This window comes from Pseudoxanthomonas sp. YR558, from assembly GCF_900116385.1.
Taxonomy (GTDB): Bacteria; Pseudomonadota; Gammaproteobacteria; order Xanthomonadales; family Xanthomonadaceae; genus Pseudoxanthomonas_A.
The window spans coordinates 1,914,666-1,935,403 of sequence record NZ_FPCI01000001.1; the positions used below are offsets into that span (position 1 = coordinate 1,914,666).

The window sequence follows — 20,738 nt, forward strand, 5'->3', positions numbered from 1 at the left end:
TGGGGTCGGACCCGCGCATCCCGGCCCCGCGGTCGCCTCAGGCGACGTGCTTGCGCTGCTTGGCGAGCTTCTTGCGCACCATCTCGCGCTTCAACGGCGAGAGGTAGTCCACGAACAGCTTGCCGTCGAGGTGGTCCATTTCGTGCTGGATGCAGACCGCGAGCAGTCCATCGGCACGCAGTTCCTGCGGTTGGCCCTGGCGATCGAGGAAGCGCACCGTGATCTCATCGGCCCGGGTGACATCGGCGAAGATGCCGGGCACGGACAGGCACCCTTCCTGATAGACCTGTTCGCCGGCCTGCTCGCTCAGCTCGGGATTGATGAAGACCTGCGGCTGGTTCTTCTCCTCGCTGACGTCGATGACCATAAAGCGCTGGTGCACGTCCACCTGGCTGGCCGCCAGGCCGATGCCCGGTGCGTCGTACATGGTCTCGAACATATCGTCGAGCAAGCGCTGGAATTCGGGCGTCGTCACGTTTCCGGCGTCGACCGGCACCGCCTTCGTGCGCAAGCGGGGGTCGGGGAATTCGAGGATGGAGAGCAGTGCCATGGTACGTCTCGAGATGGGGGTGCCTGCGGAATCCGGCAAGGCCTCACGAATTCTAACAAGGGCGCTTGCGTTGCGCCGGGTTTTCTGGACTATAGTGCTGACCACCTGTCGGGGAATCAGGTAGATACCGCCATGTTTAAATATTTTCGTACGGTTCTCGCCGTTGCGGTGCTGACCGTCGGCACCTACGCGACCGCGGCCGAGATGGCGGGGAGCCATCCCGACACATATGTGGTCAAGCGGGGTGACACCCTGTGGGACATCTCGGCTCGCTTCCTCAAGAAGCCTTGGCTGTGGCCGGAGATCTGGCAGGCCAACCCGCAGATCCAGAACCCGCACCTGATCTATCCCGGTGACGTCATCAGCCTGGCGTACCTGGATCGCGTCGCCGTGCAGCCGGGTCCGCGCCAGGACGCGCCGCTGAATGCGATCCCCCTTTCCGACATCGAGCCGTTCCTGAAGGATCGCCGCGTGGTGGACAGCTTCGAGGGTCTGCCGCACGTGGCCGGCCTGGACGAAGATCGCCTGCGCAGCTCCGGTGGCCACAACATCTATGTGCGCGGCCTGGATGGCGCCCAGCCTGGCCAGCGCTTCGCCATCGTACGTCCGAGCGCCCGCTTCACCGACAATCCGCGCGCGCAGGACCTCGATTTCCGCGGCAAGACGATTCGCGGCGATGTCGACATGTGGAAGGAAGTCACCGAACAGACCGGCAAGGGCGAGTTCCTGGGTTACGAACTGGCCAAGGTCAACCTGGCCACGTTTACCCGCGGCGTGGTGCCCGGCACCGAGGTCAGCACGCTGCTGGTCGACATCGGCGGCATGGAAGTCCGCGTCGGCGATCGCCTGATCCCGGTGGACGCACAGCCGTACGACCTGCACTTCTTCCCGCACCCGCCGGCGACCGATCCGGCCGGCAAGCTGCGCGTGCTCGCCGTGGCCGATGCACTGACCTCCGGCGGCCCGCGCGACGTCATCGCCATTTCCGGCGGCCGCCTGGACGGCGTCGACAACGGCACCGTGTTCTCGATCTGGCGCAACGGCAGCCACACGGCTAACCGTATGGCGCATCCGGAATCCTCGCGCGTCAGCGAATCGCCGAAGTCGGGCGCCGGCCGCGTCGCATTGCCCGACGAGTACGCCAGCCATGCGATGGTGTTCCGCACCTTCGACAAGGTCAGCTACGCGCTGGTCATGGAAGGCGTGGAAGCGACCCGCGTGGGTTACGAGCTGAAGCACCCTGACGCGACCTACTGATCCGCGTCAGGCAACTCCTACGCACCACTGCGACGGCGCCCGAGGGCGCCGTCGTCGTTTCCTGCCTACGCTCGCGGGATGCCCAACGAAGACATGAACGCGCTGGCCCGGCTCGTCCTGGCCGGCGGCCCCGTACTACCCCGTCGCCGGCTGCTGGAGGCGCATGGCACGCCCTCCGCAGCGCTTGCCGCCGGTCGCGCCGCGTGGCGTGACGCCGGCTTGGCTGCGACGCAGGCCGATGCCCTCCGCAACCCGGACGACGATGTGCTGACGGGCACGCGCGCATGGCTCCAGCACCCGGGCCATCACCTGATCGGTTGGCACGACGCCGACTACCCCGCCCCTCTGCGGCGCGGCCCGAGTCCGCCGCTCGCGCTTTTCATCGAAGGCGATCCAGGCCTGCTTTGGCGACCATCCGTGGCCGTCGTCGGCAGCCGCTCGCCAACCGCAGGCGGGCGCGAGAACGCACAGCGTTTCGCCCGCGCCCTCGCCTCGACGGGCATCGTTGTCGCCAGCGGCCTGGCGCGAGGAATCGACGCTGCCGCCCATGAAGCCACGCTCGCCACCAAAGACGGCGCCACCATCGCAGTGGTGGGCACCGGCACGGACGTGGCCTATCCCCCGCACCACGTCGGTCTGCGCGATCGCATCGCCGCCCGCGGCGCGATCATCAGCGAACATGCGCCGGGCACTCCGGCCCTGCGCAGCCATTTCCCGGCCCGCAACCGGATCCTCGCGGGTCTGACGCTGGGGACGCTGGTAGTGGAGGCCGCGGAGCGTTCGGGAGCCTTGATCACGGCCCGCCTTGCAGCCGAAGCGGGCCGGGAGGTCTTCGCCGTCCCCGGTTCTATCCACAACCCGATGGCGCGCGGCTGCCACCGTCTGATCCGCGAGGGCGCGGCTTTGGTCGAAGGCGCGGAGGACATCCTCAGCGCGCTGGCGCCGCTGGCCGCTGACCTCGCCAATGCCTTGCGCGAACGCCTTGGCGAAACTGAATGGGGACCCCCGCCCGGCGCAGCCAACGCGCCCCGCGCGCTGGCACCCGACTACCAGACCTTGTGGGAGTCACTTGGTCACGACCCAACAGGTATGGATCAGCTCGTCTCACGCACCCGATTGACGGCCGCGGAACTGTCCTCCATGCTGCTGGTCATGGAACTGGATGGCTTAGTAACGGCGGAACACGGCCGATACCAGAGAAAGACCGGTTTCTTCACCTCCACAGCGTCGATGACGCAGGCCGAGGGGCAATGAAAGAGAGCATCCTGGACGTACTGCTTTACCTGTTCGAACACTACTTCACCGAAGATGCGGACCCCGTCCGCGACCGCGACTCTCTCCAGAACGGCCTGATCCAGGCCGGCTTCAGCCCCACCGAGATCAGCAAGGCCTTCGACTGGCTCGACGCACTCGCCGATCAACGGCCCAGTGCGGCGAACCCGCGCGTGGGCGGTCCCACCCGTGTGTTCCATGGCCCGGAATTGGAAAAGCTGGACGTGGAATGCCGCGGCTTCCTGCTTTTCCTCGAGCAGCACGGTGTGCTCGATGCAGACCAGCGTGAACTGGTCCTCGACCGTGCGATGGCCCTCGACCAGGACGAACTGGACCTGGACGACCTGAAGTGGGTCGTACTCATGGTGCTGTTCAACCAGCCCGGCTCGGAAGCCGCCTACGCCTGGATGGAAACCCAGATGTTTGCCGACGAGCCCGAACCGGTACACTGAGACGTCGGTACCGCTTCTGGGGGAAGCATGTCGGGTTGGTATTACGCCGACCGGAGCCGTGAACAGCACGGCCCGGTGACGGCGGAAGAATTGGGGACGCATTACCGCTACGGTCGCATCACGCTGGACAGCCTGGTCTGGCGCGAAGGCCTGCCGCAATGGCTGCCATTGCGCGATGTCGCCGACGAACTCGGCCTGCATGCGACCGCCGATGAAACGACGTCTACGTTGCCTCCGCCGGTGCCGCCAGTCATCGTGCCACCGCGGGCAGCCCCGTCTCGATCCATGCCGGCACCGCCCCAAAAACAAGGCATGTCCGGCGGCAAGATCGCCCTGATCGTCGCCGCCGTCATGGTGGTGCCGTGCATCGGCATTGCCGGCATCCTCGCCGCGATCGCGATTCCGGCCTACCAGGACTACACGCTGCGCACCAAGGTCACACAAGCCGTGACCGACAACTTCGAATTGCGTGCCGAAGTGAAGGATTTCCTCGACACACAGGGCCGCTGCCCGCGCAACGGGGAAGCCACGTTCGGCACACCCGAAAGCTATGCGAGCACCTACGTCACCCGCGCCACCATCGGCGAGTTCGAAGACGGCACCTGCGGGTTCGAACTGGAGTTCGGCAACATCGGCAATACCAACATCGACGGCCGCAAACTATGGTGGGACCTGGGTAGCGACCACGCCGAGTGGCACTGCTCGTCTGAAGTCGAAGACAAGTGGTTGCCGACGGATTGCCGCGGCTGACAACGTCAGCGCGGCGACGCGGGCCGCGCACATGACAGGGGAACACGGGAATGACGCACTGGTACTACGCCGACGCCGGGGGGCAGCGGCAGGGGCCTTTCACGGCCGATGAGCTCGCTGCGCACGCGCGCAACGGCCGCCTCACCGCGGAATCGCTGGTGTGGCGCGATGGCCTGGGCGATTGGCAGCCGTTCGGCAGCCTCGCCTCCGAGCTGGACGTCCCCGTTACCGCGCTGCCACAGAGGGAATCTGTTGCCGAGGAGGCACCCGACCCGGCGCACGTTCCCTACGCGCCGCCCAGCGCCCAGCTCACCTCGACGCACAGCTTCGTCACCGGCGGTCGTGTCGTGCAGGCGGGCTTGTGGAAGCGCTTTGCGGCGTCGTTCATCGACAACATCGTCACCACCGTCCTGAGCTACGCGTTGATCGTCCCGCTGATGCTGCTCGGTGTGGGCGTCATGGGTGCCGGCGGCGGCGACAATGCGATGGCGACCGGGGCCGGCGTGGCGGCCATCCTGGCGATGTACCCGATTCTGATCCTGGCACCCTGCGTGTACTTCGGCTGGATGCAGTCCTCGTCGATGCAGGCCAGCCTGGGCAAGCTCGCCGTGGGGATCAAGGTAGTGCGGACCCGCGGCGAACGCGCCGGATTCTGGCGCAACTTCCTGCGTGCGCTGGCCTATGTGATGTTCAGCGCCGTCACCTGCGGCCTGGGCGTGTTGATTTCGGCGCTGATGGTCGCGTTCACCGAGCGCAAGCAGGCGCTGCACGACATGATGTGCGACACGCTGGTGGTCGACAAATGGGCGTTCACCGCCCATCCGGAGCGCCAGCGGGAAGATCTGGGTACGGTGACCATCGTGATCCTGGTCCTCGCGGCTGTCGTGATCGTTGGCGCGATCGCCATGTATGCCGTGATGGGCGCCATGATGCTGGGCAACCTGCCTTCGTGAGCACCCTCCGCCCGTTCCCTTCTCTCTCCCCTTGATCGCGGGATCCTCCCCGCAGGCACGTCACATGACCCAGTGGTACTACGTCGACCCGCAACACCAGCGACAAGGGCCCGTCGCTGCGGAGTCCATCGCCCAGCTCTACCGCTCCGGCGCACTGACGCGCGCGTCGCTCGCATGGCGCGAAGGCATGTCGCAGTGGACGCCGCTGGGCGACATCGCGGCGGAATTGGGAATCGGCGATCCGGCGCCCGTCGGCGCACCTGTCTCGTCGGCGATCCCACCAACACCCATGGCCGTCGAAGCCGAAGCGCCCGTTGAGCGCCCGCTCACCGGTCGCGCGGTGTTCACCGCCAGCGAACCCACCCATATCCAATACACGCCCCCTCATGCCAGCCCATCCGAGTCCATGGCCGCGTACCCCGCGACGTCGATCGACATCGGCGCGCCCACCGCTTCGCCCTATGCGGCACCGCGGGCCGACATCGGCGGATACGCCGGCACGCCGGTGCACGAAGGTCACGTGGTCTATGCAGGATTCTGGAAGCGGGTGGCGGCCAGCGTCATCGACGCGTTCGCCATCGGTATTCCGGTGGGCATCGTGGCGGCCATCGTCGGCGGTCTGTTGGGGTTCGGCAGCTCGTTCGCCGGCGGCCTTTCCGGAGCCGCCGACGTGCTCAACCCCGGCGAGACGATCACGTCCTATCTGCTCACCGCCATCGCATACGCCTGGTTCCATTCCACGGCAGGCCTGACGGCCACGCCCGGCAAATTGGCGATCGGGATCAAGGTCGTCCGGACCGATGGCGAGCGGATCAGCTTCCTGCGCGGGTTCGGCCGCTACTGGGCCTACCTGCTCAGCGGCCTGCTCCTGGCCATCGGCCTGATCATGGCCGCCTTCACCGCCCGCAAGCAGGGCCTGCACGATCTGATCTGCGACACCCTGGTGGTCGACAAGTGGGCTTTCACCTCCCAGCCCGAGCGCCAGCGCGACGAGCTGGGGACGGTTGCCCTGGTCGTGTTGATCATCTTCGGCGTTCTGCTGGTAGGTGCCTTCATCCTGATGGCGGTGGGCTTCGCGGCACTGGCGTCCATGGGCCGCTGAGCCCGCCCAGGCCGCGACCCGGTTCACGGAACCCGCCCCCCGTTCGACGGCACGGCTTGACACGCCCGGCCCGGGCGTGATTCCACTATAAATAGGAAATCTGAACGCCCGGGGCCCCCGCCCTGGGCGTCCGCTTCTCTGGCGCCCACGTTTGGGCCACCCTAGCCGGCCCCGGACGGCCCCTCGAATCCCCCTGAATCCCTGACATGCCCAAGCACCTGCTCATCGTCGAGTCGCCCGCCAAGGCCAAGACGATCAACAAATACCTCGGCAAGGACTTCACCGTCCTGGCGTCCTATGGCCATGTCCGGGACCTGGTGCCGAAGGAAGGTGCGGTCGATCCGGACAACGGGTTCGCGATGCGGTACGACCTGATCGACAAGAACGAGAAGCACGTCGATGCCATCGCCAAGGCCGCCAAGGGCGCCGATGACATCTTCCTGGCGACCGACCCGGACCGCGAAGGCGAAGCGATCAGCTGGCACATTGCGGAGATCCTGAAGGAGCGCGGCCTGCTGAAGGACAAGCCGCTGCACCGCGTGGTGTTCACCGAAATCACCCCGCGCGCGATCAAGGAGGCGATGAACCAGCCGCGCCAGATCGCCGGCGACCTGGTCGACGCCCAGCAGGCGCGTCGCGCGCTGGACTACCTGGTCGGCTTCAACCTGTCCCCGGTGCTGTGGCGCAAGGTGCAGCGCGGCCTGTCCGCCGGCCGCGTGCAGTCGCCCGCGCTGCGCATGATCGTCGAGCGCGAGGAAGAGATCGAAGCCTTCATCGCGCGCGAGTACTGGAGCATCGAGGCCGAGTGCATGCACCCGCGCCAGGCCTTCACCGCCAAGCTGACGAAACTCGACGGCCAGAAGTTCGAGCAGTTCACCGTCACCGACGGCGATACCGCCGAAGCCGCACGCCTGCGCATCCAGCAGGCCGCGCAGGGTTCGCTGCACGTCACCGACGTGGCCAGCAAGGAGCGCAAGCGCCGGCCCGCGCCGCCGTTCACCACCTCCACGCTGCAGCAGGAAGCCTCGCGCAAGCTCGGCTTCACCACCCGCAAGACCATGCAGGTCGCGCAGAAGCTGTACGAAGGCGTGAACATCGGTGACGAGGAAGGCACCGTCGGCCTGATCAGCTACATGCGTACCGACTCGGTGAACCTGTCGGCCGAGGCGCTGACCGAGATCCGCGACGTCATCGCGCGCGACTTCGGTACCCAGGCGTTGCCCGACAAGCCGAACGTCTACCAGACGAAGGCGAAGAATGCGCAGGAAGCGCACGAGGCCGTGCGCCCGACCAGCGCCCTGCGCACGCCCGCACAGATGGCGCGCTACCTGAGCGACGACGAGCGCAAGCTGTACGACCTGATCTGGAAGCGCGCCGTCGCCTGCCAGATGGTGCCCGCCACGTTGAACACCGTCAGCGTGGACCTGGCCGCCGGCAGCCAGCACAGCTTCCGCGCCAGCGGCACCACGGTGATCGATCCGGGCTTCCTCGCCGTCTACGAGGAAGGCAAGGACCAGAAGAACGCCGAGGACGAAGACGAAGGCCGCAAGCTGCCGGCGATGAAGCCGGGCGACACGGTCCCGCTGGACCGCATCCATGCCGACCAGCACTTCACCCAACCGCCGCCGCGCTTCACCGAAGCCGCACTGGTCAAGGCGCTCGAGGAATACGGCATCGGCCGTCCGTCGACCTATGCCTCGATCATCCAGACGCTGATCTTCCGCAAGTACGTGGAAATGGAAGGCCGCGCCTTCAAGCCCAGCGACGTGGGTCGCGCGGTCAGCAAGTTCCTGTCCGGCCACTTCACCCAGTACGTGGACTACGACTTCACCGCCAAGCTGGAGGACGAGCTCGATGCCGTCTCCCGCGGCGAGGAAGAGTGGGTGCCGCTGATGGAAAAGTTCTGGGGCCCGTTCAAGGAACTGGTCGACGAGAAGGCCGAGACCGTCGATCGCAGCGAAGCCACCGGCGCGCGCGAGCTAGGTACCGATCCCAAGTCCGGCAAGCCGGTCAGCGTGCGCCTGGGCCGCTATGGACCGTACGCGCAGATCGGCGACAAGGACACCGACGAAAAACTGGAGTTCGCCTCGCTGCGTCCCGGCCAGTCGATGCACACCATCACCCTGGAAGACGCGCTGGAGCTGTTCAAGCTGCCGCGCAAGCTGGGCCAGGACAAGGATGAAGAAGTGAGCGTCGGCATCGGCCGCTTCGGCCCGTTCGCCAAGCGCGGCAGCACCTACGCCTCGCTAAAGAAAGAGGACGACCCGTACACGATCGACCTGGCCCGCGCCGTGTTCCTGATCGAAGAGAAGGAAGAGATCGCGCGCAACCGCATCATCAAGGAATTCGACGGCAGCGACATCCAGGTGTTGAACGGCCGCTTCGGCCCGTACATCAGTGACGGCAAGCTCAACGGCAAGATCCCGAAGGATCGCGAGCCCACCTCGCTGACGCTGGAGGACGTGCAGAAGCTGCTGGAGGAAACCGGCAAGCCTGCGCGCCGCGGCTTCGGCGCCAAGAAGGCCGCCGCCAAGAAAGTGGCCGTGAAGAAGGAAGCGGCGCCGAAGAAGACGGCGGCAAAGAAGGCGCCCGCGAAAAAAACAGCGAAGAAGGCCACCAAGAAGACCGCGACGAAGAAGGCAGCGACCAAGAAAGTGGCGAAGAAGTCCGTCGCCAAGGCCGCTGCCGGGGACGACGCCCCGTTCTGATCCTCTGCCACCCCGCACGCCATGCCCATCGAAAGGACCATCGAGGAAGCCGCGGAAGTGATCCGCAGCGGCGGGATCGTCGCCTATCCTACCGAAGCCGTATGGGGCCTCGGCTGCGATCCGTTCGATGAGGGCGCGGTGCACCGGCTGCTGGCGATCAAGCAGCGGCCGGTGGAAAAGGGCCTGATCCTGATCGCCGCCACGCTGGAACAGCTCAAACCGCTGATCGATGTGGCCGCGGTACCGACGGACCGTCTCACCGAGGTGCTGTCGAGCTGGCCCGGGCCGCACACCTGGGTGATGCCCGCTACCGCGCAGGCGCCGCGCTGGATCACCGGCCAGCACCGCGGCATCGCCGTGCGCGTCAGCGACCATCCCACCGTGGTGGGCCTGTGCCAGGCCTATGGCGGCGCACTGGTGTCCACCAGCGCCAACCTGAGCGGCGAGCCGGCCGTCAGCGAGTACGAAGCACTCGACCCGGCCTTGCTCGCCCGCGTGGACGCCGCCGTGCCCGGGCAGACGGGCGGCCTGGCCCGCCCCACCGCGATCCGCGACGCACTGAGCGGCCAAGCGCTGCGTGAATGACGGGACGCCTTCGACGGCGCCCGGCTTTCCATCTCCCTCCCGCGCGCGCACGATGGCGGCATGCCGCGCCTTGCCCCGCTCCTGCTGCCGGTTTTCCTGATACCAGCGCCGTCCTTCGCGCAGGCGACGAAGCCGGCCGCCCCTGCGGACGTCACGATCTACCGCTGCACCGCCGCCAGCGGAGCGCTGACGTTGCGGGATTCTCCTTGCCTGAGGGGCGAGAAGCAGGATGTCCGCACCATGCAGCGCCCGCGCGACCCCGCTCCGGTCGCACATCAGGCCACCACGCCGGTCGTGTCCGCCGCACCGGTATCGAACACCCGCGTCCAGGTGGTCTACGTGTCCCCGCCACGTCCGATGTACGAATGCGTGACGCCCGACGGCGAGACCTACACCAGCGATAACGGCGAAGGGAACCTGCGCTGGGTGCCGTACTGGTCGACCGGCAATCCGGTGTTGCCGCGCAACGACTACACGAGTTCGGCCAGCGTCTCCGGCAACGTATCGATCGGCAATGGCACGCTTTCGTTCCAGAGCGGCGATCCAAGGCCGCCTCGTCCTCCGCGGCCGGGCCACGGCGGCGCGGGATACGCTCCCGGTGGCGTCTGGATCCGCGACACCTGCCATGCGTTACCGCAGGCCGAGGTCTGCGCGCGCCTGTCGGACCGGCGCTACGAGATCCTGCGTCGTTACGGCAGCGCGATGGCGAGCGAACGCCGCACGCTAGACTTGGAACAGCGCGACATCGACGCGCGCATCGCCAACGATTGCAGGAATCCATGAGCCGAATCGCACGTTCCGTCCTCTACCGCCTGTCGCTGGCAGCCTGTGGCGCCCTCGCACTGCCGGCCACGCAAGCCGCGGAGGTCGTCATCTACCGCTGCACCGACGCCAGCGGCGCGCTGACGCTGCAGAACGCGCCCTGCCCGAAGGGCACGAAGCAGGAGCAACGCACGATGCAGGGTGTCAACACGGTGCCGATGGCGCCGGGTGGCGCGGCGTCGCAGGCGCCTGCCGCGTCTTCGTCCGGGAAAAGGCCGGAGGCCGCGCCCGCCGCCTCCGCATTGCCGGCACGCGCGGCGGGCGCCCCGCGTCTTCCGCCGCCGGTGCTGTTCCAGTGCACGACGTACGACAAGGACACGTACGTCACCGAGGAGAGCGAACCGGCCTCGCGCTGCGTTTCACTGCGCACGACCGGCCTGGACGGCAACCCGCAAGCCGGCGCGGGCCAGGCCTGCGAAGTGGTGCGCGACACCTGCGCGCGCGTGCCCGACGGCGGCCTCTGCGATGCCTGGAAGAAGCGCGGCGACGAGACCGAGGTCGCCTACCGCTTCGCGCGGCGCGAGAACGCCGAGAAGAATCGCGCGGAGTACGAGCGCGTTGCGCGCATCCTGTCGGAAAGCGACTGCGGGAAATAGCGTCCGCCGTCAGTCCAGCGCCAATGCCTGCAGCTGCCACGCTTCACCCAGGCGTCCCTGCATGGCTGCCACCAGTGCGTGCATCAACAGCAGGTGCTTGTCCGCATCCGGGTGGGCATGGCGCACGCGGCGTGCGGCATCGATGCCGTTCCGATGGTAGGCCGCCAGCACCTTTACCGCTTGCTCATCGCGGCCTGGCGCTCGCATCGCAGGCTCATGGCCCAGCGCACGTACCATCGCCTCTGCGGTCGACCAGGTCGACCATGGGTTCTGCCCAGTGATGATGCGACCATCGATCACCGTGTTGTCCAGGTACATCGGACCCTCCACATAACGCGCGCCCCTCTGCACCAGCCGGTCCTGCAGCAGGTAAGGAAAGCGCACGCGGGCATCCTTCATCAGGAATAGCTCCTCGTCGTTGCTGAAGCCCGCCACGCGTCGCCCGCGCAGCAGCGGGCTGCCGTCCTCCAGCGTCACGTCCAGCAGCGCGGCCGGTCCATGGCAGACGGCACCGATCACGCCGCCGGCCCGGTACACCTCGCGCACCAATCGCCGGATGTCCGTGTTCCCCGGGAAATCGAACATCGTGCCCTTGCCGCCGACGAAGTACACCGCCGCGTACCGTGCAGGGTCCACTTCGTGCAGCGGCAAGCTGCTCTCCAGTCGCTTTCGTGCGTCGGCATCGTTGAGGAAGGCGAAGTCGGTGGCCACCATGTCTTCGTCATCGCGCCGCATTGGCGGCGAGCCGCCTTGCGGACTGGCGATGTCCACGTCGTAGCCACTGGCCCGGAATACGTAATAGGCGCGTGCCAGTTCGGTGAGTTCGAAACCGGCCTTCTTTTCGCCACCGGGAAAGTGGGAAGTGCTGGTGACCACGGCCAGGATCCGCCCTCGCGGGGGAGATATCGCGCCCTGCATGAAATCCAGGTCAGCCACCGTGCTGCGCGCATCCGCGCGCGGCTGGCTGCCCAGGTCCAGCGCATGCACGTAGGCGAAAGCGCCGATGCCCACCACCAAGGCCAACAGGCCACCCACCTTCGCGATCCGCCATAACCATCGCCGCATGTCCGCGCCCTCCTCTCCACGAGAAGCGGACGATGACGGACCGGGATCAAACGAACGTCAATTCAGAACCCGTAGCGTAGGAACCCGCCGTCCACCGCGATGCATTCGCCGGTGATGTAGCTGGAAGCGGGCAGGCACAGGAAGCCGACGGCGGCGGCGACTTCCTCGGGCTCGCCGATGCGGCGCATCGGCGTGCGCGCGACCACTTCGTCGTAGTAGTCCGGGTCCGAGAGCGGACCGGAGGTGCGGCGTGTGCGGATATACCAGGGCGCCACCGCGTTGACCCGTACGCCATCTTCGGCCCATTCGGCGGCCAGGCTGCGGGTCAGCTGGTGCAGCGCGGCCTTGGTCATGCCGTACGGCGCACCACTGCGCACCGCCGTAATGCCCGACACGCTACCCACGTTGACGATACTGGACGCCGCGTGCCGCGTGAGCAGCGGATGCGCGTAGCGCGACAGCTCGAAGGCGGAGAAGAGGTTGGTCTCGAAGATGCCGCGCCATTCGTCTTCGGTGTAGTCCACTGCAGCGCGCGTGACGTTGCCGCCGGCGTTGTTGACCAGGATGTTCAGGCCATCGGCGTGGTCTTCGGCCCAGTCGAGGATGGCGCGACGATCCTCGTCATCGGCGACGTCGGCGGCCAGCACGCTGATCTCGCGCTCGGGGAATTCTTCGGCGAGATCCTGGCGCGCGTCCTGCAGCGCATCCGCATCCCGCGCGACCATCAGCACGTCGGCGCCGAACCCCAGCAGCTCGCGCGTGATCGCCAGCCCGATGCCCGCACTGGCCCCGGTCACGAGCGCCAGTTGTCCTTCCAGTCGCCACCGGTTCGCCGCCACGTGCGCCTCCTCCATCGTTGGGCGTAGCATAGCGCCACGTCACATGAGGATCGTCGTCATGCCCGGGATCCGCTTCGCCCTGCTCGCCTCGCTCGTCCTGCTGGCCGCGGCATGCCGCGCACCCGAGCCGCCGCCCACCGACGAGCCCCCGGAACCGCAGGCCACCGCGTCGACGACACCCAGCGGTACCGAATTGCGCGATGCGGTGCAGGCGCCGATCCAGAAGGCCGAGGCGGTGGAGGCCCAAGTGGACGCCGCGGCCGATCGCACGAACGCCGCTGAAGCCGACGCGACCGGCGACGCCAGCGCACCCTGAGGGTCAGCCCTCGCCGTCGGCGGCGAACTCCATCCAGCGCCACTGCCCATCGACGCGACCGAAGCAGAACAGGTAGGGCGCGCACGACAGCACGTAGCGGTCGTCTTCTCGCAACGGCGGCGCCGTGCGCAGGCAACGACGGACGTCGGCCGTCAACAAGGCCGGCACCACCGAGCGCGCGACGTCGGCGCGGTCATGCGGTTCGCTTTCGAACAGGAACGGCACCTGCGCCATCCCCGCGATGGCCTCGGCGTCGTTCGCGACCACAGCCTCTCGCCAGCGCGACAGGAACGCGCCGAAATCCGCCTCGGCATCAACGGGCCGCGCGGCAGCGATGCCGCACGCAAACATCAGCAGCAACGCGGTGCAGGCTCGCATCGTCCGTTTCATTCTGGTTCCTTCTCGCACGCCGCGGGCGGCGCATCGCCGGCGCACGCGCGCGGCCAGCTCGGCAAGCGGAGCGACACCCAGGGATGGTCGTCCAGGCCTTCGCACGCAGGCGCAGGCGCATAACCGGCCGGCAGCGCAACGCCGGGCATGTCGCAAATGCGCGGCGCGGGTGCGCCCTTCAACGTGCTCACCACGCGCAGGAGTCGCCCGTTCCGAAACCACAGCGTCGCCCAGCGCCACGGTGCAGGATCGACATCCATCACCCACAACGTCTTGCAGCCGGTGTAGTCGTCCGGCAGGTCCGCATTGCGGGGATGCACCAGCATGAAGCCACCGGGTGTCGCCACCACGCCGGCGTCGTCCGGTGCCGCCCCGCGCGCGCAGGACGGCAGGTCGGGCAGGAAGGGCTCCACCGCCCACGCATCACCCGCACATGCCAGCGCACTCATGGCCATGGCAGCGCTCATCCAACGGTTCATCTGCATCCCACGCGTGCATCGATGCCGCATACAACGGGGATTGCGCCGGTGCCGGCCATCGCACGGCACGAACGAAACGGGCCGCCCGGTTGCCCGGGCGGCCCGTGGGATCACGCGATGTCGCGGGAGATCAGAACCCGCAGAAGCAGTAGGCCAGCGTCTTCACCGGCGCGCCGTTGCGGTCGTTCACGGCCTCGTCGACGAAGCGCAGCTGCGCTTCCATCTCCGGCAGGCTGCGGGCCAGCAGCGCACGGGCGAAGTCGGAATCCTTCAGCCACGCCGCACCCAGGCGCGTGCCGGCCAGGCCGGACATGAACTGCGAGAACGGCGAGGCGGCTTTCTCGATGTAGCGCACGCGGTAGGCATCGGCATCGCCGAGCTTGGCGCGCTTGGCCGCATCGGCCAGCGCCGCGTCCATGCCGCCCAGTTCGTCGACCAGCGCGCGTTCCTTCGCCTGCGCACCGCTCCACACGCGGCCGCGCGCGACGGCGTCGATGTCCTCGACGGATTTCTTGCGCGCATCGGCGACCTTGCCGGTGAAGTCCGCATAACCCTTGTCGATCACGGACTGGATCACCTGGCCGACGGCCGGGTCCAGCGTACGGGTGATGTCGAACGCGCCGGCGAAGCGCGTGGTGCCCACGCCATCGGTATGCACGCCGATCTTCTCCAGCGCGCGCGGCACGGTGGGGATCATGCCGAAGATGCCGATCGAACCGGTGATCGTGGAAGGATCGGCGTAGATGCGGTCGGCATTCATGCTGATCCAGTAACCACCCGACGCGGCCAGGTCGCCCATCGAGACGACCACGGGCTTGCCGGCCTTCTTCAGCTCGGCCACTTCGCGGCGGATCTGCTCGGATGCGAACACGCCGCCACCGGGCGAATCCACGCGCAGCACCACGGCTTTCACGTCTTCATCGTCGCGCGCCTCGCGCAGCAGCGCCGAGGTGGACAGGCCACCGACGCGGCCGGCCGGCTGATCGCCGTCGGTGATTTCGCCTTCGGCCACGACCACGGCGATCTGCGGGCGGCTGTCGAGCGGGTTCTTCTTCGCGTCGATCTGGGTCAGGTAACCGGCCAAGCCCACGGCGCGGAAGCCGGTCTCCGAATCCTCGTCGGCGACGCCGCGTTCGATCAGCAGGTTCTCGACTTCTTCCTGCGTCTTCAGGCCATCGACGAGCTTCTGCTGCAGTGCGTACTTGGCCAGGTCGCCACCGGCGGCGGCGACGCCTTCCGGCAGGGTGTCGATGCCTGCGGCCAGCGCTTCGGGTGTGGTCTTGCGCACCTTGGCGATGTCGGCGAGCAGGCGCTGCCACACGTCGTTCATCCAGTACAGGTCGGCTTCCTTGGCTTCCTTCGATGCGGCGTCGAGCACGTAGGGTTCGGCAGCCGACTTGTATTCGCCCACCTTGAACAGGTGCACGTCCACGCCGAGCTTCTCCTGCAGGCCCTGGCGGTAGTACTGGCGATAGCGGCCCAGGCCCTCGAGCACCAGGCTGCCCATCGGATCGATGTAGACCTCGTTGGCCTGCGCGGCCAGCAGGTACTGGGTCTGGCTGAGGTTCTCGCCGAAGGCGACGATCTGCTTGCCCGAGGCACGGAACTTGGCCAGCGCCGCGGCGACTTCACGCAGCGAGGCGTAGCCGGTCGGCTGCAGTTGGTCCACGCGCAGCAGCATGCGTTCGATCTTCTCGTCCTTCTGCGCGGCTTCGATGGCGCGCACCAGGTCGCGCAGCTGCACTTCCTCGGCGCTCTTGTCGCCGAACGCCTTGGCCAGCGCGCGGGTGGCAGGGTCGGCGGTGAACTGCTCCACCAGGCGGCCTTCCGGCGCCAGCACGAAGGTGGTGCGTTCCATCAGCGGCTTCACCCCGCCACTGCCGGCGGCAATGATGAAGAAGATGAAGATCAGGAACAGCAACCCGAAGAAGATCAGGTTGAGGACCAGCTTGCGGGTGAAGTTCATCACGTCCCACAGCCCCACGAAGAACGTGGCGACCGGGCTGCGGCGAGGTGCAGGTGCGACTTGGTTCATGGAAGACTCCGGGAAACTGGGGCCACTGTAGCGTGTGCCCGGGGGGCTTTCATGCCCCGTTGGTCACCGTGACGCTGGCAAGGGGGCCTGCGCGGCGGCCTCGTGGCGCCGGCTGCTGCGCTCGAAACGCCAACCCAGCAGCACTGCGGCAGCGGTCAGGCCCACGATCAGACCCGCCCACATGCCCTGCGGGCCCCAGCCGAGGCCCAGCCCCAGCCCGGCGCCCAGCGGCATGCCCAGGCCCCAGTACGAGACGACGGCCAACCACATGGGCACGCGGGTGTCCTTCAGCCCGCGCAATGCGCCGGCCGACAGCACCTGGATCCCATCCGGGAACTGGAAGGCCGCCGCGAACAGCAGCAGCGTGCCCGCGAGCGCGGCCACGGCCAGGTCGTCGGTGTACAGCGCCACCACCAGGTCGTGGCCCAGCAGCAGGAACAACGCCGACATCGCCTGCGTGGCCAGCACGATAACGTAGCCCGCATGCGCGGCGCGGCGGATGCCCAGCGCATCGCCCGAGCCCACCGCATGGCCCACGCGCACCGTGGTGGCCTCGGCCACGCCCATCGGCACCATGAAACACAGCGCGGAGACGTTGATGGCGATCTGGTGCGCCGCGGCCGGCGTCGCCCCGAGCCGCGCGATCAGCAGCGCGGTGACGATGAAGAGGCTGCCTTCCATTAGCACGGTGATGCCGATCGGCAGGCCGGTGCGCAACAGCTGCAGGATCGGTTCGCGACGCGGTGGATCGAAGTGCGCGAACAGGTGCAGGTCGGCGAAGCGCTGCGAGCGCGACAGGTACACCGCGAACGCGATCGCCTGCAGCCACATCGTCAGCGCCGAGGCGATGCCTAGCCCACCCGCGCCCATCTCCGGGAAGCCCAACTTGCCGAAGGTCAGCACGTAGCCTACCGGCGCCAGCACGAGCAGGCCGCCGAAGCCGAGGATCATCGTCGGCAGTGTCCAGTGCGTGCCCTCGCTGAGGTAGCGCATGCAGAAATAGAACGTCAGCGCCGGCACGCCCCAGCGGATCCCGTGCAGGAAGGCGGTCGCGCCGGGAATGATGTCGGGCGCGATGCCGAACGCCGCCAGCGCGTAGGGCGCCACACTGAGGAAGGCGAACATCAGCAGGCCCAGGCCCAGCGAGAGCCACAGCGCCTGGCGGAACAGCGGGGCGATCTCGCTGCGCCGGTTCGCGCCATCCAGCTGCGAAACCGACGCCGTCAGCGAGATCAACGTGCCGATCGGCACCATCATCGGCAGCCACAGCAGGGCCGTGCCCACGGTGACCGCCGCCAGCGTCTGGGTGGCGTGGTGGCCGGCGATGACGTTGTCGACGAAGCCGATCAGGCCGGTGGAGACATGGCCCAGCACCAGCGGCAGGGCGAGGGAGGCCGTCGCACGCACTTCCTGGCCGAAGCGCGGGGTCGGGGAAAGGGACAGGGACATAAGGAGCAACCGCCGGACTACGGTCGCGCGGTTGCGCGCTGGCACCGGGTCACGGGAGGCCGGTATCTTACCCGCTCACCCGCCGCGCCACCCGAACGCCCCATGACCCCGACGCACGAAGCCGACGCCGTGCACGCCCGCGCGTGCGACAACTGCAAGACGCCGCTGCAGGGCGGGTTCTGCCACCAGTGCGGGCAGAACGCGCATAACCCGTTGAGCAGCTTCGGGCATGCGGTGGAAGAAGTCTTCGAATCGTTCTGGCACCTGGACGGCCGAATCTTCCGCACGCTGCGCACACTGCTCTCGCCGGGCAAGCTGGCCAATGCCTACCTGGCCGGCCATCGCGCGCCGTTCGTGGCGCCGCTGCGGCTGTTCGTCATCGTCAGCGTGCTGACGTTCTTCGTGGCGAAGCTGACCCTGCATATCGGCGAGGTGACGCTTCCGGAACCGCCGCCGACGGCCGACGGCACCACCAACCTGGTCGCCAAGCCGAATGAGTCCGGCATCGACTTCTCCAAGCAGACGACGGTCGAGGGCGTCATCAAACAGCGTGACCAGACGCTGGAAGGCCTGATTTCGGCGCGCGCGGGCGTCCCCCGTGGACTGGGTTTCGTACGCGAGCGCATCGAAGAGAACATCTATGCCACCCAGCGACTGGCGCGCGAGCGGATCATCCAGCTCAAACCGGATCATCCATCGCTTGCACAGCCTGACCGCTATCCGGCGGGTGCACCGTTGCCCGAGATCCCCATGCGCGCCCTGATCAGCATCGACGGCAAGCCGTTCGATGCCGAGGCCAATCCCGTGCGCGTGGGCTGGCTGCCCGACTTCGCCAATCGCTGGTTCAACAAGAAACTGGCGCGTGCGGAAGAGAATGTCCCGCGCGTGGCGCAGGATCCGGAGTACTTCGTCACCCGACTGATCGGCTCGGTGCCGTCGGCCCTGTTCGTGCTGGTGCCGGTATTCGCCTTGTTGCTGAAACTGGCCTACATCGAGACGCGGCGCGTGTATCTGGAGCACCTCGTGGTGGCGTTGTACAGCCACGCCTACCTGTGCCTGTGCATCCTGGTGGTCTGCCTCGTCCAAGCGGTGGGTGGCCTGATTCCATCCGGCAACTTCTGGCTGAAGATCCCACAGTGGACCGTGCAGATGGCCTTGCTCGCCTGGATGCCCGTCTATCTGTTCTGGATGCAGCAACGCGTGTACCGGCAGCACGTGATCGTCACGCTGCTGAAGTTTTCGGTGCTGGGCACGCTCTATTTCATGATGCTGGTGACGGCGATCGTGTTCCTGGTGCTGACCACCTGGGTCAACGCCTGAGAACTCACCGCTCGCGGCGCGCGTGCAGCCATGCTGCGCGTTCGCCCGCGGGTACCCGGACCAATTCGTGGCGGAAGCGATCGCGCTCCGGCGGCGGAATGCGTTGCGACAACGCAGCCAGATCGTCCAATGCGGTGGCATCCAACTGGCGCAGCAACGCCAACAGCGGTTCGCGTTCGGCTTCCGGCACGTAAGCGAACATCGGCTGCAGCCGTGGCCACACCGCGCCCAGCGTGGGCCCCAGGCGCCAACCGCGATGTTCCATCGCGTCGAGCGCGGCGAAGCGCATGCGCAGTGCCTGCTGCGCTTCGACAGGCTGCGTCGCGAAATCCCCCGCCGCCGCGCGCAGGCGCGCGCGATCCACGTCGCCCAACGCCTGCCACGCCGCATAGTCGGCGCGCTGCCGGGTGAGTACTTCCCAGGGATGCAACGCTTGTGGCGCCACGACCGCAGGCGCGGGCGGCGCTTCTGCGCTTTGCTCGGGCGGCGCGGGTGTCGACGCGGATTCCGGTGCGACATCCGCCGCTGCCGTGGCCGCGCGCTGGACGATGTACCACGCGAGGAAATCGGCCTCCGGTACCAGCGTGGCCGCTTCGGGATCCGCGCGCATCGGTGCGTCACGATCGGTGCGCGCGGCTTCCTCTGCATCGAAACGCGCAGCGGGCGGTTCGGCCGGCGGCAACGCTTCCTGCCGGATGTCGGGATCGGTGAGGGTGACCACGCCGGACACAGGCGTGGGCGCTGGCTGTAGCAGCGTCGCCCACGGCGCACCGGGCCACCAGGTGGCGGCCAAGGCGGCGGCCATCAGCAGCAGGACCAGCACGACCCAGGGCCAGCGGCGCGGCATCCTGAGGGGCACTGCCGGGCGGATCGGTGTAGCGGCGGCAGGCGGCATCCGCGTGCCCGCCAGCGCTTCCTCGCGTAGGCGGGCCAGGCGCGCCAGGCGTTCGGGAGGCAGATCACGCAGGTGCGTCTGGACCGCCTCGGCGAGGCGACGCCAGGCGTCGGCGTCGAGGCGCCCTGCGGCATCGCGCGGGCAAGCCCGTGCCAACGCGGCCCGGTAGTCGTCGGGAGACAGGCCCAGTACGCCGGCCGCCTCTTCTTCCTGGAGTCCACCGGCCAGCCGCAACAGCAGAGCGGCACGGTCGGGTGCGGCGATGTCGGCGAGCGCCTGCATCGCCGGCGCACGCTGGGCGACGGGCGATTCCGCGCGCAACGGCGGGGCCGCGACCAGCAGGCTCCAGAATCGCGCCGGCCACGCGGCCATCGGCAACTCCGCCGCGTGGGCCCGGAACGCCCGGAGCGCCGCCGCCAGCGCCACGTCGCCGCGCTCGGTGTCGCCGCACTGGAGTGCAGCGAAGACCGCACCGCGCCGTTCGCAGCCACGAAGGAAGGCGGCCAGGGCGGCGGGAGGGGGTTCTGGCGGATGGTTCGGGGTCATGCGAAAACCGGGGTTCGACGGTCTGATCATAGACAGCCTGCGGGGCCGTATGGACGCTTGACAGCGCGTCGGAACCTGCTCTCCAAGGCGGCACAAGGGTTTCCACGAAAATGCGTTGTGCACAGCGGTCACCAAACCGTCACGAGCCCCGGCGGGCGCCTTGTCGGGCGCCATGTTTCAGCTGGGTTTCACGCACAAACTATTGATATTGAAAGAAATAATAAGGATGGCGCTTTTTTCGCCAACCTGACTGGAAGGCTTGCAGGGACGTCATCGCGCCGTGAAGCATCAGCGCCATGCACAGATTTATCCACAGCGGATGTGGATAAACCCATTTCCCTTTACGGGATGGGCACT

Annotated in this window: 20 protein-coding genes; 12 read left to right on the forward strand and 8 right to left on the reverse strand. The window is 67.7% G+C overall.

What is annotated here, in order from left to right:
• Positions 1 to 37: 37 nt before the first annotated feature.
• A complete protein-coding gene (gene def / locus BM365_RS08960) occupies positions 38 to 550 on the reverse strand; it encodes a peptide deformylase (protein ID WP_093488435.1) in 513 nt (170 codons plus the stop codon).
• 132 nt (positions 551 to 682) lie between these two features.
• Here def and BM365_RS08965 point away from each other — a divergent pair, with 132 nt between their 5' ends.
• The 10 genes from BM365_RS08965 to BM365_RS09010 all read left to right on the forward strand — a co-directional run bounded on the left by BM365_RS08965 (position 683) and on the right by BM365_RS09010 (position 11,047).
• Entirely contained in the window at positions 683 to 1,807 is a 1,125-nt protein-coding gene (locus tag BM365_RS08965; protein WP_093488437.1) for a LysM peptidoglycan-binding domain-containing protein, read from the forward strand.
• Positions 1,808 to 1,885: 78 nt separating this feature from the next.
• A complete protein-coding gene (dprA, locus tag BM365_RS08970) occupies positions 1,886 to 3,061 on the forward strand; it encodes a DNA-processing protein DprA (RefSeq protein ID WP_233210908.1) in 1,176 nt (391 codons plus the stop codon).
• Positions 3,058 to 3,531 carry a DUF494 family protein gene (locus BM365_RS08975; protein WP_093488439.1) on the forward strand — a complete coding sequence of 158 codons (474 nt, stop codon included), beginning with the start codon at positions 3,058 to 3,060 and terminating at the stop codon, positions 3,529 to 3,531. Before dprA ends, BM365_RS08975 begins: the two co-directional genes overlap by 4 nt.
• Positions 3,532 to 3,558: 27 nt before the next feature.
• Positions 3,559 to 4,281, forward strand: a complete 723-nt coding sequence (locus BM365_RS08980; protein WP_093488441.1) for a GYF domain-containing protein — start codon at positions 3,559 to 3,561, stop codon at positions 4,279 to 4,281.
• A gap of 50 nt (positions 4,282 to 4,331) precedes the next feature.
• Entirely contained in the window at positions 4,332 to 5,234 is a 903-nt protein-coding gene (locus tag BM365_RS08985; RefSeq protein WP_093488443.1) for an RDD family protein, read from the forward strand.
• Between the two features lie 64 nt (positions 5,235 to 5,298).
• A complete protein-coding gene (locus BM365_RS08990; RefSeq protein WP_093488445.1) occupies positions 5,299 to 6,336 on the forward strand; it encodes an RDD family protein in 1,038 nt (345 codons plus the stop codon).
• 206 nt (positions 6,337 to 6,542) lie between these two features.
• The gene (locus BM365_RS08995; protein ID WP_093488447.1) at positions 6,543 to 9,044 is read left to right on the forward strand and encodes a DNA topoisomerase I; all 2,502 of its coding nucleotides are present in this window, start codon (positions 6,543 to 6,545) and stop codon (positions 9,042 to 9,044) included.
• Positions 9,045 to 9,065: 21 nt separating this feature from the next.
• The gene (locus BM365_RS09000) at positions 9,066 to 9,629 is read left to right on the forward strand and encodes an L-threonylcarbamoyladenylate synthase type 1 TsaC (protein WP_093488449.1); all 564 of its coding nucleotides are present in this window, start codon (positions 9,066 to 9,068) and stop codon (positions 9,627 to 9,629) included.
• A gap of 60 nt (positions 9,630 to 9,689) precedes the next feature.
• Positions 9,690 to 10,412 carry a DUF4124 domain-containing protein gene (locus BM365_RS09005; RefSeq protein ID WP_233210907.1) on the forward strand — a complete coding sequence of 241 codons (723 nt, stop codon included), beginning with the start codon at positions 9,690 to 9,692 and terminating at the stop codon, positions 10,410 to 10,412.
• Positions 10,409 to 11,047 carry a DUF4124 domain-containing protein gene (locus tag BM365_RS09010; RefSeq protein ID WP_093488451.1) on the forward strand — a complete coding sequence of 213 codons (639 nt, stop codon included), beginning with the start codon at positions 10,409 to 10,411 and terminating at the stop codon, positions 11,045 to 11,047. Before BM365_RS09005 ends, BM365_RS09010 begins: the two co-directional genes overlap by 4 nt.
• 9 nt (positions 11,048 to 11,056) lie before the next feature.
• Here the strand turns inward: BM365_RS09010 and BM365_RS09015 are convergent, their stop codons facing one another.
• Together BM365_RS09015 and BM365_RS09020 are read right to left on the reverse strand one after the other, a co-directional pair.
• The gene (locus BM365_RS09015; protein ID WP_093488453.1) at positions 11,057 to 12,112 is read right to left on the reverse strand and encodes a type 1 glutamine amidotransferase domain-containing protein; all 1,056 of its coding nucleotides are present in this window, start codon (positions 12,110 to 12,112) and stop codon (positions 11,057 to 11,059) included.
• A 62-nt stretch (positions 12,113 to 12,174) separates the two neighbouring features.
• Positions 12,175 to 12,951 (reverse strand): SDR family oxidoreductase, encoded by a 777-nt coding sequence (locus tag BM365_RS09020; protein WP_093489624.1) that lies wholly within the window; start codon positions 12,949 to 12,951, stop codon positions 12,175 to 12,177.
• A 58-nt stretch (positions 12,952 to 13,009) separates the two neighbouring features.
• On the opposite strand from BM365_RS09020, the gene BM365_RS09025 reads away from it, so the two are divergent.
• Positions 13,010 to 13,267, forward strand: coding sequence for a hypothetical protein (locus BM365_RS09025; RefSeq protein ID WP_093489625.1), 258 nt, complete (start codon positions 13,010 to 13,012; stop codon positions 13,265 to 13,267).
• A gap of 3 nt (positions 13,268 to 13,270) precedes the next feature.
• Here BM365_RS09025 and BM365_RS09030 read toward each other — a convergent pair whose 3' ends face one another.
• From BM365_RS09030 to BM365_RS09045, 4 genes are all read right to left on the reverse strand, one after another.
• Positions 13,271 to 13,657 (reverse strand): hypothetical protein, encoded by a 387-nt coding sequence (locus BM365_RS09030; RefSeq protein WP_199186267.1) that lies wholly within the window; start codon positions 13,655 to 13,657, stop codon positions 13,271 to 13,273.
• Complete coding sequence (locus BM365_RS09035; RefSeq protein WP_139227382.1) at positions 13,654 to 14,124, reverse strand: hypothetical protein; 471 nt, start codon at positions 14,122 to 14,124, stop codon at positions 13,654 to 13,656. The genes BM365_RS09030 and BM365_RS09035 overlap by 4 nt, the downstream gene beginning before the upstream one ends.
• Positions 14,125 to 14,266: 142 nt before the next feature.
• Positions 14,267 to 16,171, reverse strand: a complete 1,905-nt coding sequence (sppA, locus tag BM365_RS09040; protein WP_093488457.1) for a signal peptide peptidase SppA — start codon at positions 16,169 to 16,171, stop codon at positions 14,267 to 14,269.
• Between the two features lie 63 nt (positions 16,172 to 16,234).
• Positions 16,235 to 17,620, reverse strand: a complete 1,386-nt coding sequence (locus tag BM365_RS09045) for an MATE family efflux transporter (RefSeq protein WP_093488459.1) — start codon at positions 17,618 to 17,620, stop codon at positions 16,235 to 16,237.
• A gap of 102 nt (positions 17,621 to 17,722) precedes the next feature.
• Between BM365_RS09045 and BM365_RS09050 the strand changes: the two genes are divergently transcribed.
• Entirely contained in the window at positions 17,723 to 18,940 is a 1,218-nt protein-coding gene (locus tag BM365_RS09050; RefSeq protein WP_158253525.1) for a DUF3667 domain-containing protein, read from the forward strand.
• A 4-nt stretch (positions 18,941 to 18,944) separates the two neighbouring features.
• Here BM365_RS09050 and BM365_RS18155 read toward each other — a convergent pair whose 3' ends face one another.
• The gene (locus tag BM365_RS18155; protein WP_093488463.1) at positions 18,945 to 20,381 is read right to left on the reverse strand and encodes a hypothetical protein; all 1,437 of its coding nucleotides are present in this window, start codon (positions 20,379 to 20,381) and stop codon (positions 18,945 to 18,947) included.
• Positions 20,382 to 20,738: the final 357 nt, after the last annotated feature.

Excerpts from the sequence above, each read along its gene's own strand:
- BM365_RS09005 (WP_233210907.1), top strand. The coding sequence starts at position 9,690 with ATGCCGCGCCTTGCCCCGCTCCTGCTGCCGGTTTTCCTGATACCAGCG.
- BM365_RS09050 (WP_158253525.1), top strand. The coding sequence starts at position 17,723 with ATGACCCCGACGCACGAAGCCGACGCCGTGCACGCCCGCGCGTGCGAC.
- def (WP_093488435.1), bottom strand. The coding sequence starts at position 550 with ATGGCACTGCTCTCCATCCTCGAATTCCCCGACCCCCGCTTGCGCACG.
- BM365_RS08990 (WP_093488445.1), top strand. The coding sequence starts at position 5,299 with ATGACCCAGTGGTACTACGTCGACCCGCAACACCAGCGACAAGGGCCC.
- BM365_RS09035 (WP_139227382.1), bottom strand. The coding sequence starts at position 14,124 with ATGAGCGCTGCCATGGCCATGAGTGCGCTGGCATGTGCGGGTGATGCG.
- sppA (WP_093488457.1), bottom strand. The coding sequence starts at position 16,171 with ATGAACCAAGTCGCACCTGCACCTCGCCGCAGCCCGGTCGCCACGTTC.
- BM365_RS08985 (WP_093488443.1), top strand. The coding sequence starts at position 4,332 with ATGACGCACTGGTACTACGCCGACGCCGGGGGGCAGCGGCAGGGGCCT.
- dprA (WP_233210908.1), top strand. The coding sequence starts at position 1,886 with ATGCCCAACGAAGACATGAACGCGCTGGCCCGGCTCGTCCTGGCCGGC.
- BM365_RS09010 (WP_093488451.1), top strand. The coding sequence starts at position 10,409 with ATGAGCCGAATCGCACGTTCCGTCCTCTACCGCCTGTCGCTGGCAGCC.
- BM365_RS08995 (WP_093488447.1), top strand. The coding sequence starts at position 6,543 with ATGCCCAAGCACCTGCTCATCGTCGAGTCGCCCGCCAAGGCCAAGACG.
- BM365_RS09015 (WP_093488453.1), bottom strand. The coding sequence starts at position 12,112 with ATGCGGCGATGGTTATGGCGGATCGCGAAGGTGGGTGGCCTGTTGGCC.
- BM365_RS09025 (WP_093489625.1), top strand. The coding sequence starts at position 13,010 with ATGCCCGGGATCCGCTTCGCCCTGCTCGCCTCGCTCGTCCTGCTGGCC.
- BM365_RS09045 (WP_093488459.1), bottom strand. The coding sequence starts at position 17,620 with ATGTCCCTGTCCCTTTCCCCGACCCCGCGCTTCGGCCAGGAAGTGCGT.
- BM365_RS08980 (WP_093488441.1), top strand. The coding sequence starts at position 3,559 with ATGTCGGGTTGGTATTACGCCGACCGGAGCCGTGAACAGCACGGCCCG.
- BM365_RS18155 (WP_093488463.1), bottom strand. The coding sequence starts at position 20,381 with ATGACCCCGAACCATCCGCCAGAACCCCCTCCCGCCGCCCTGGCCGCC.
- BM365_RS08975 (WP_093488439.1), top strand. The coding sequence starts at position 3,058 with ATGAAAGAGAGCATCCTGGACGTACTGCTTTACCTGTTCGAACACTAC.
- BM365_RS08965 (WP_093488437.1), top strand. The coding sequence starts at position 683 with ATGTTTAAATATTTTCGTACGGTTCTCGCCGTTGCGGTGCTGACCGTC.
- BM365_RS09000 (WP_093488449.1), top strand. The coding sequence starts at position 9,066 with ATGCCCATCGAAAGGACCATCGAGGAAGCCGCGGAAGTGATCCGCAGC.
- BM365_RS09030 (WP_199186267.1), bottom strand. The coding sequence starts at position 13,657 with ATGAAACGGACGATGCGAGCCTGCACCGCGTTGCTGCTGATGTTTGCG.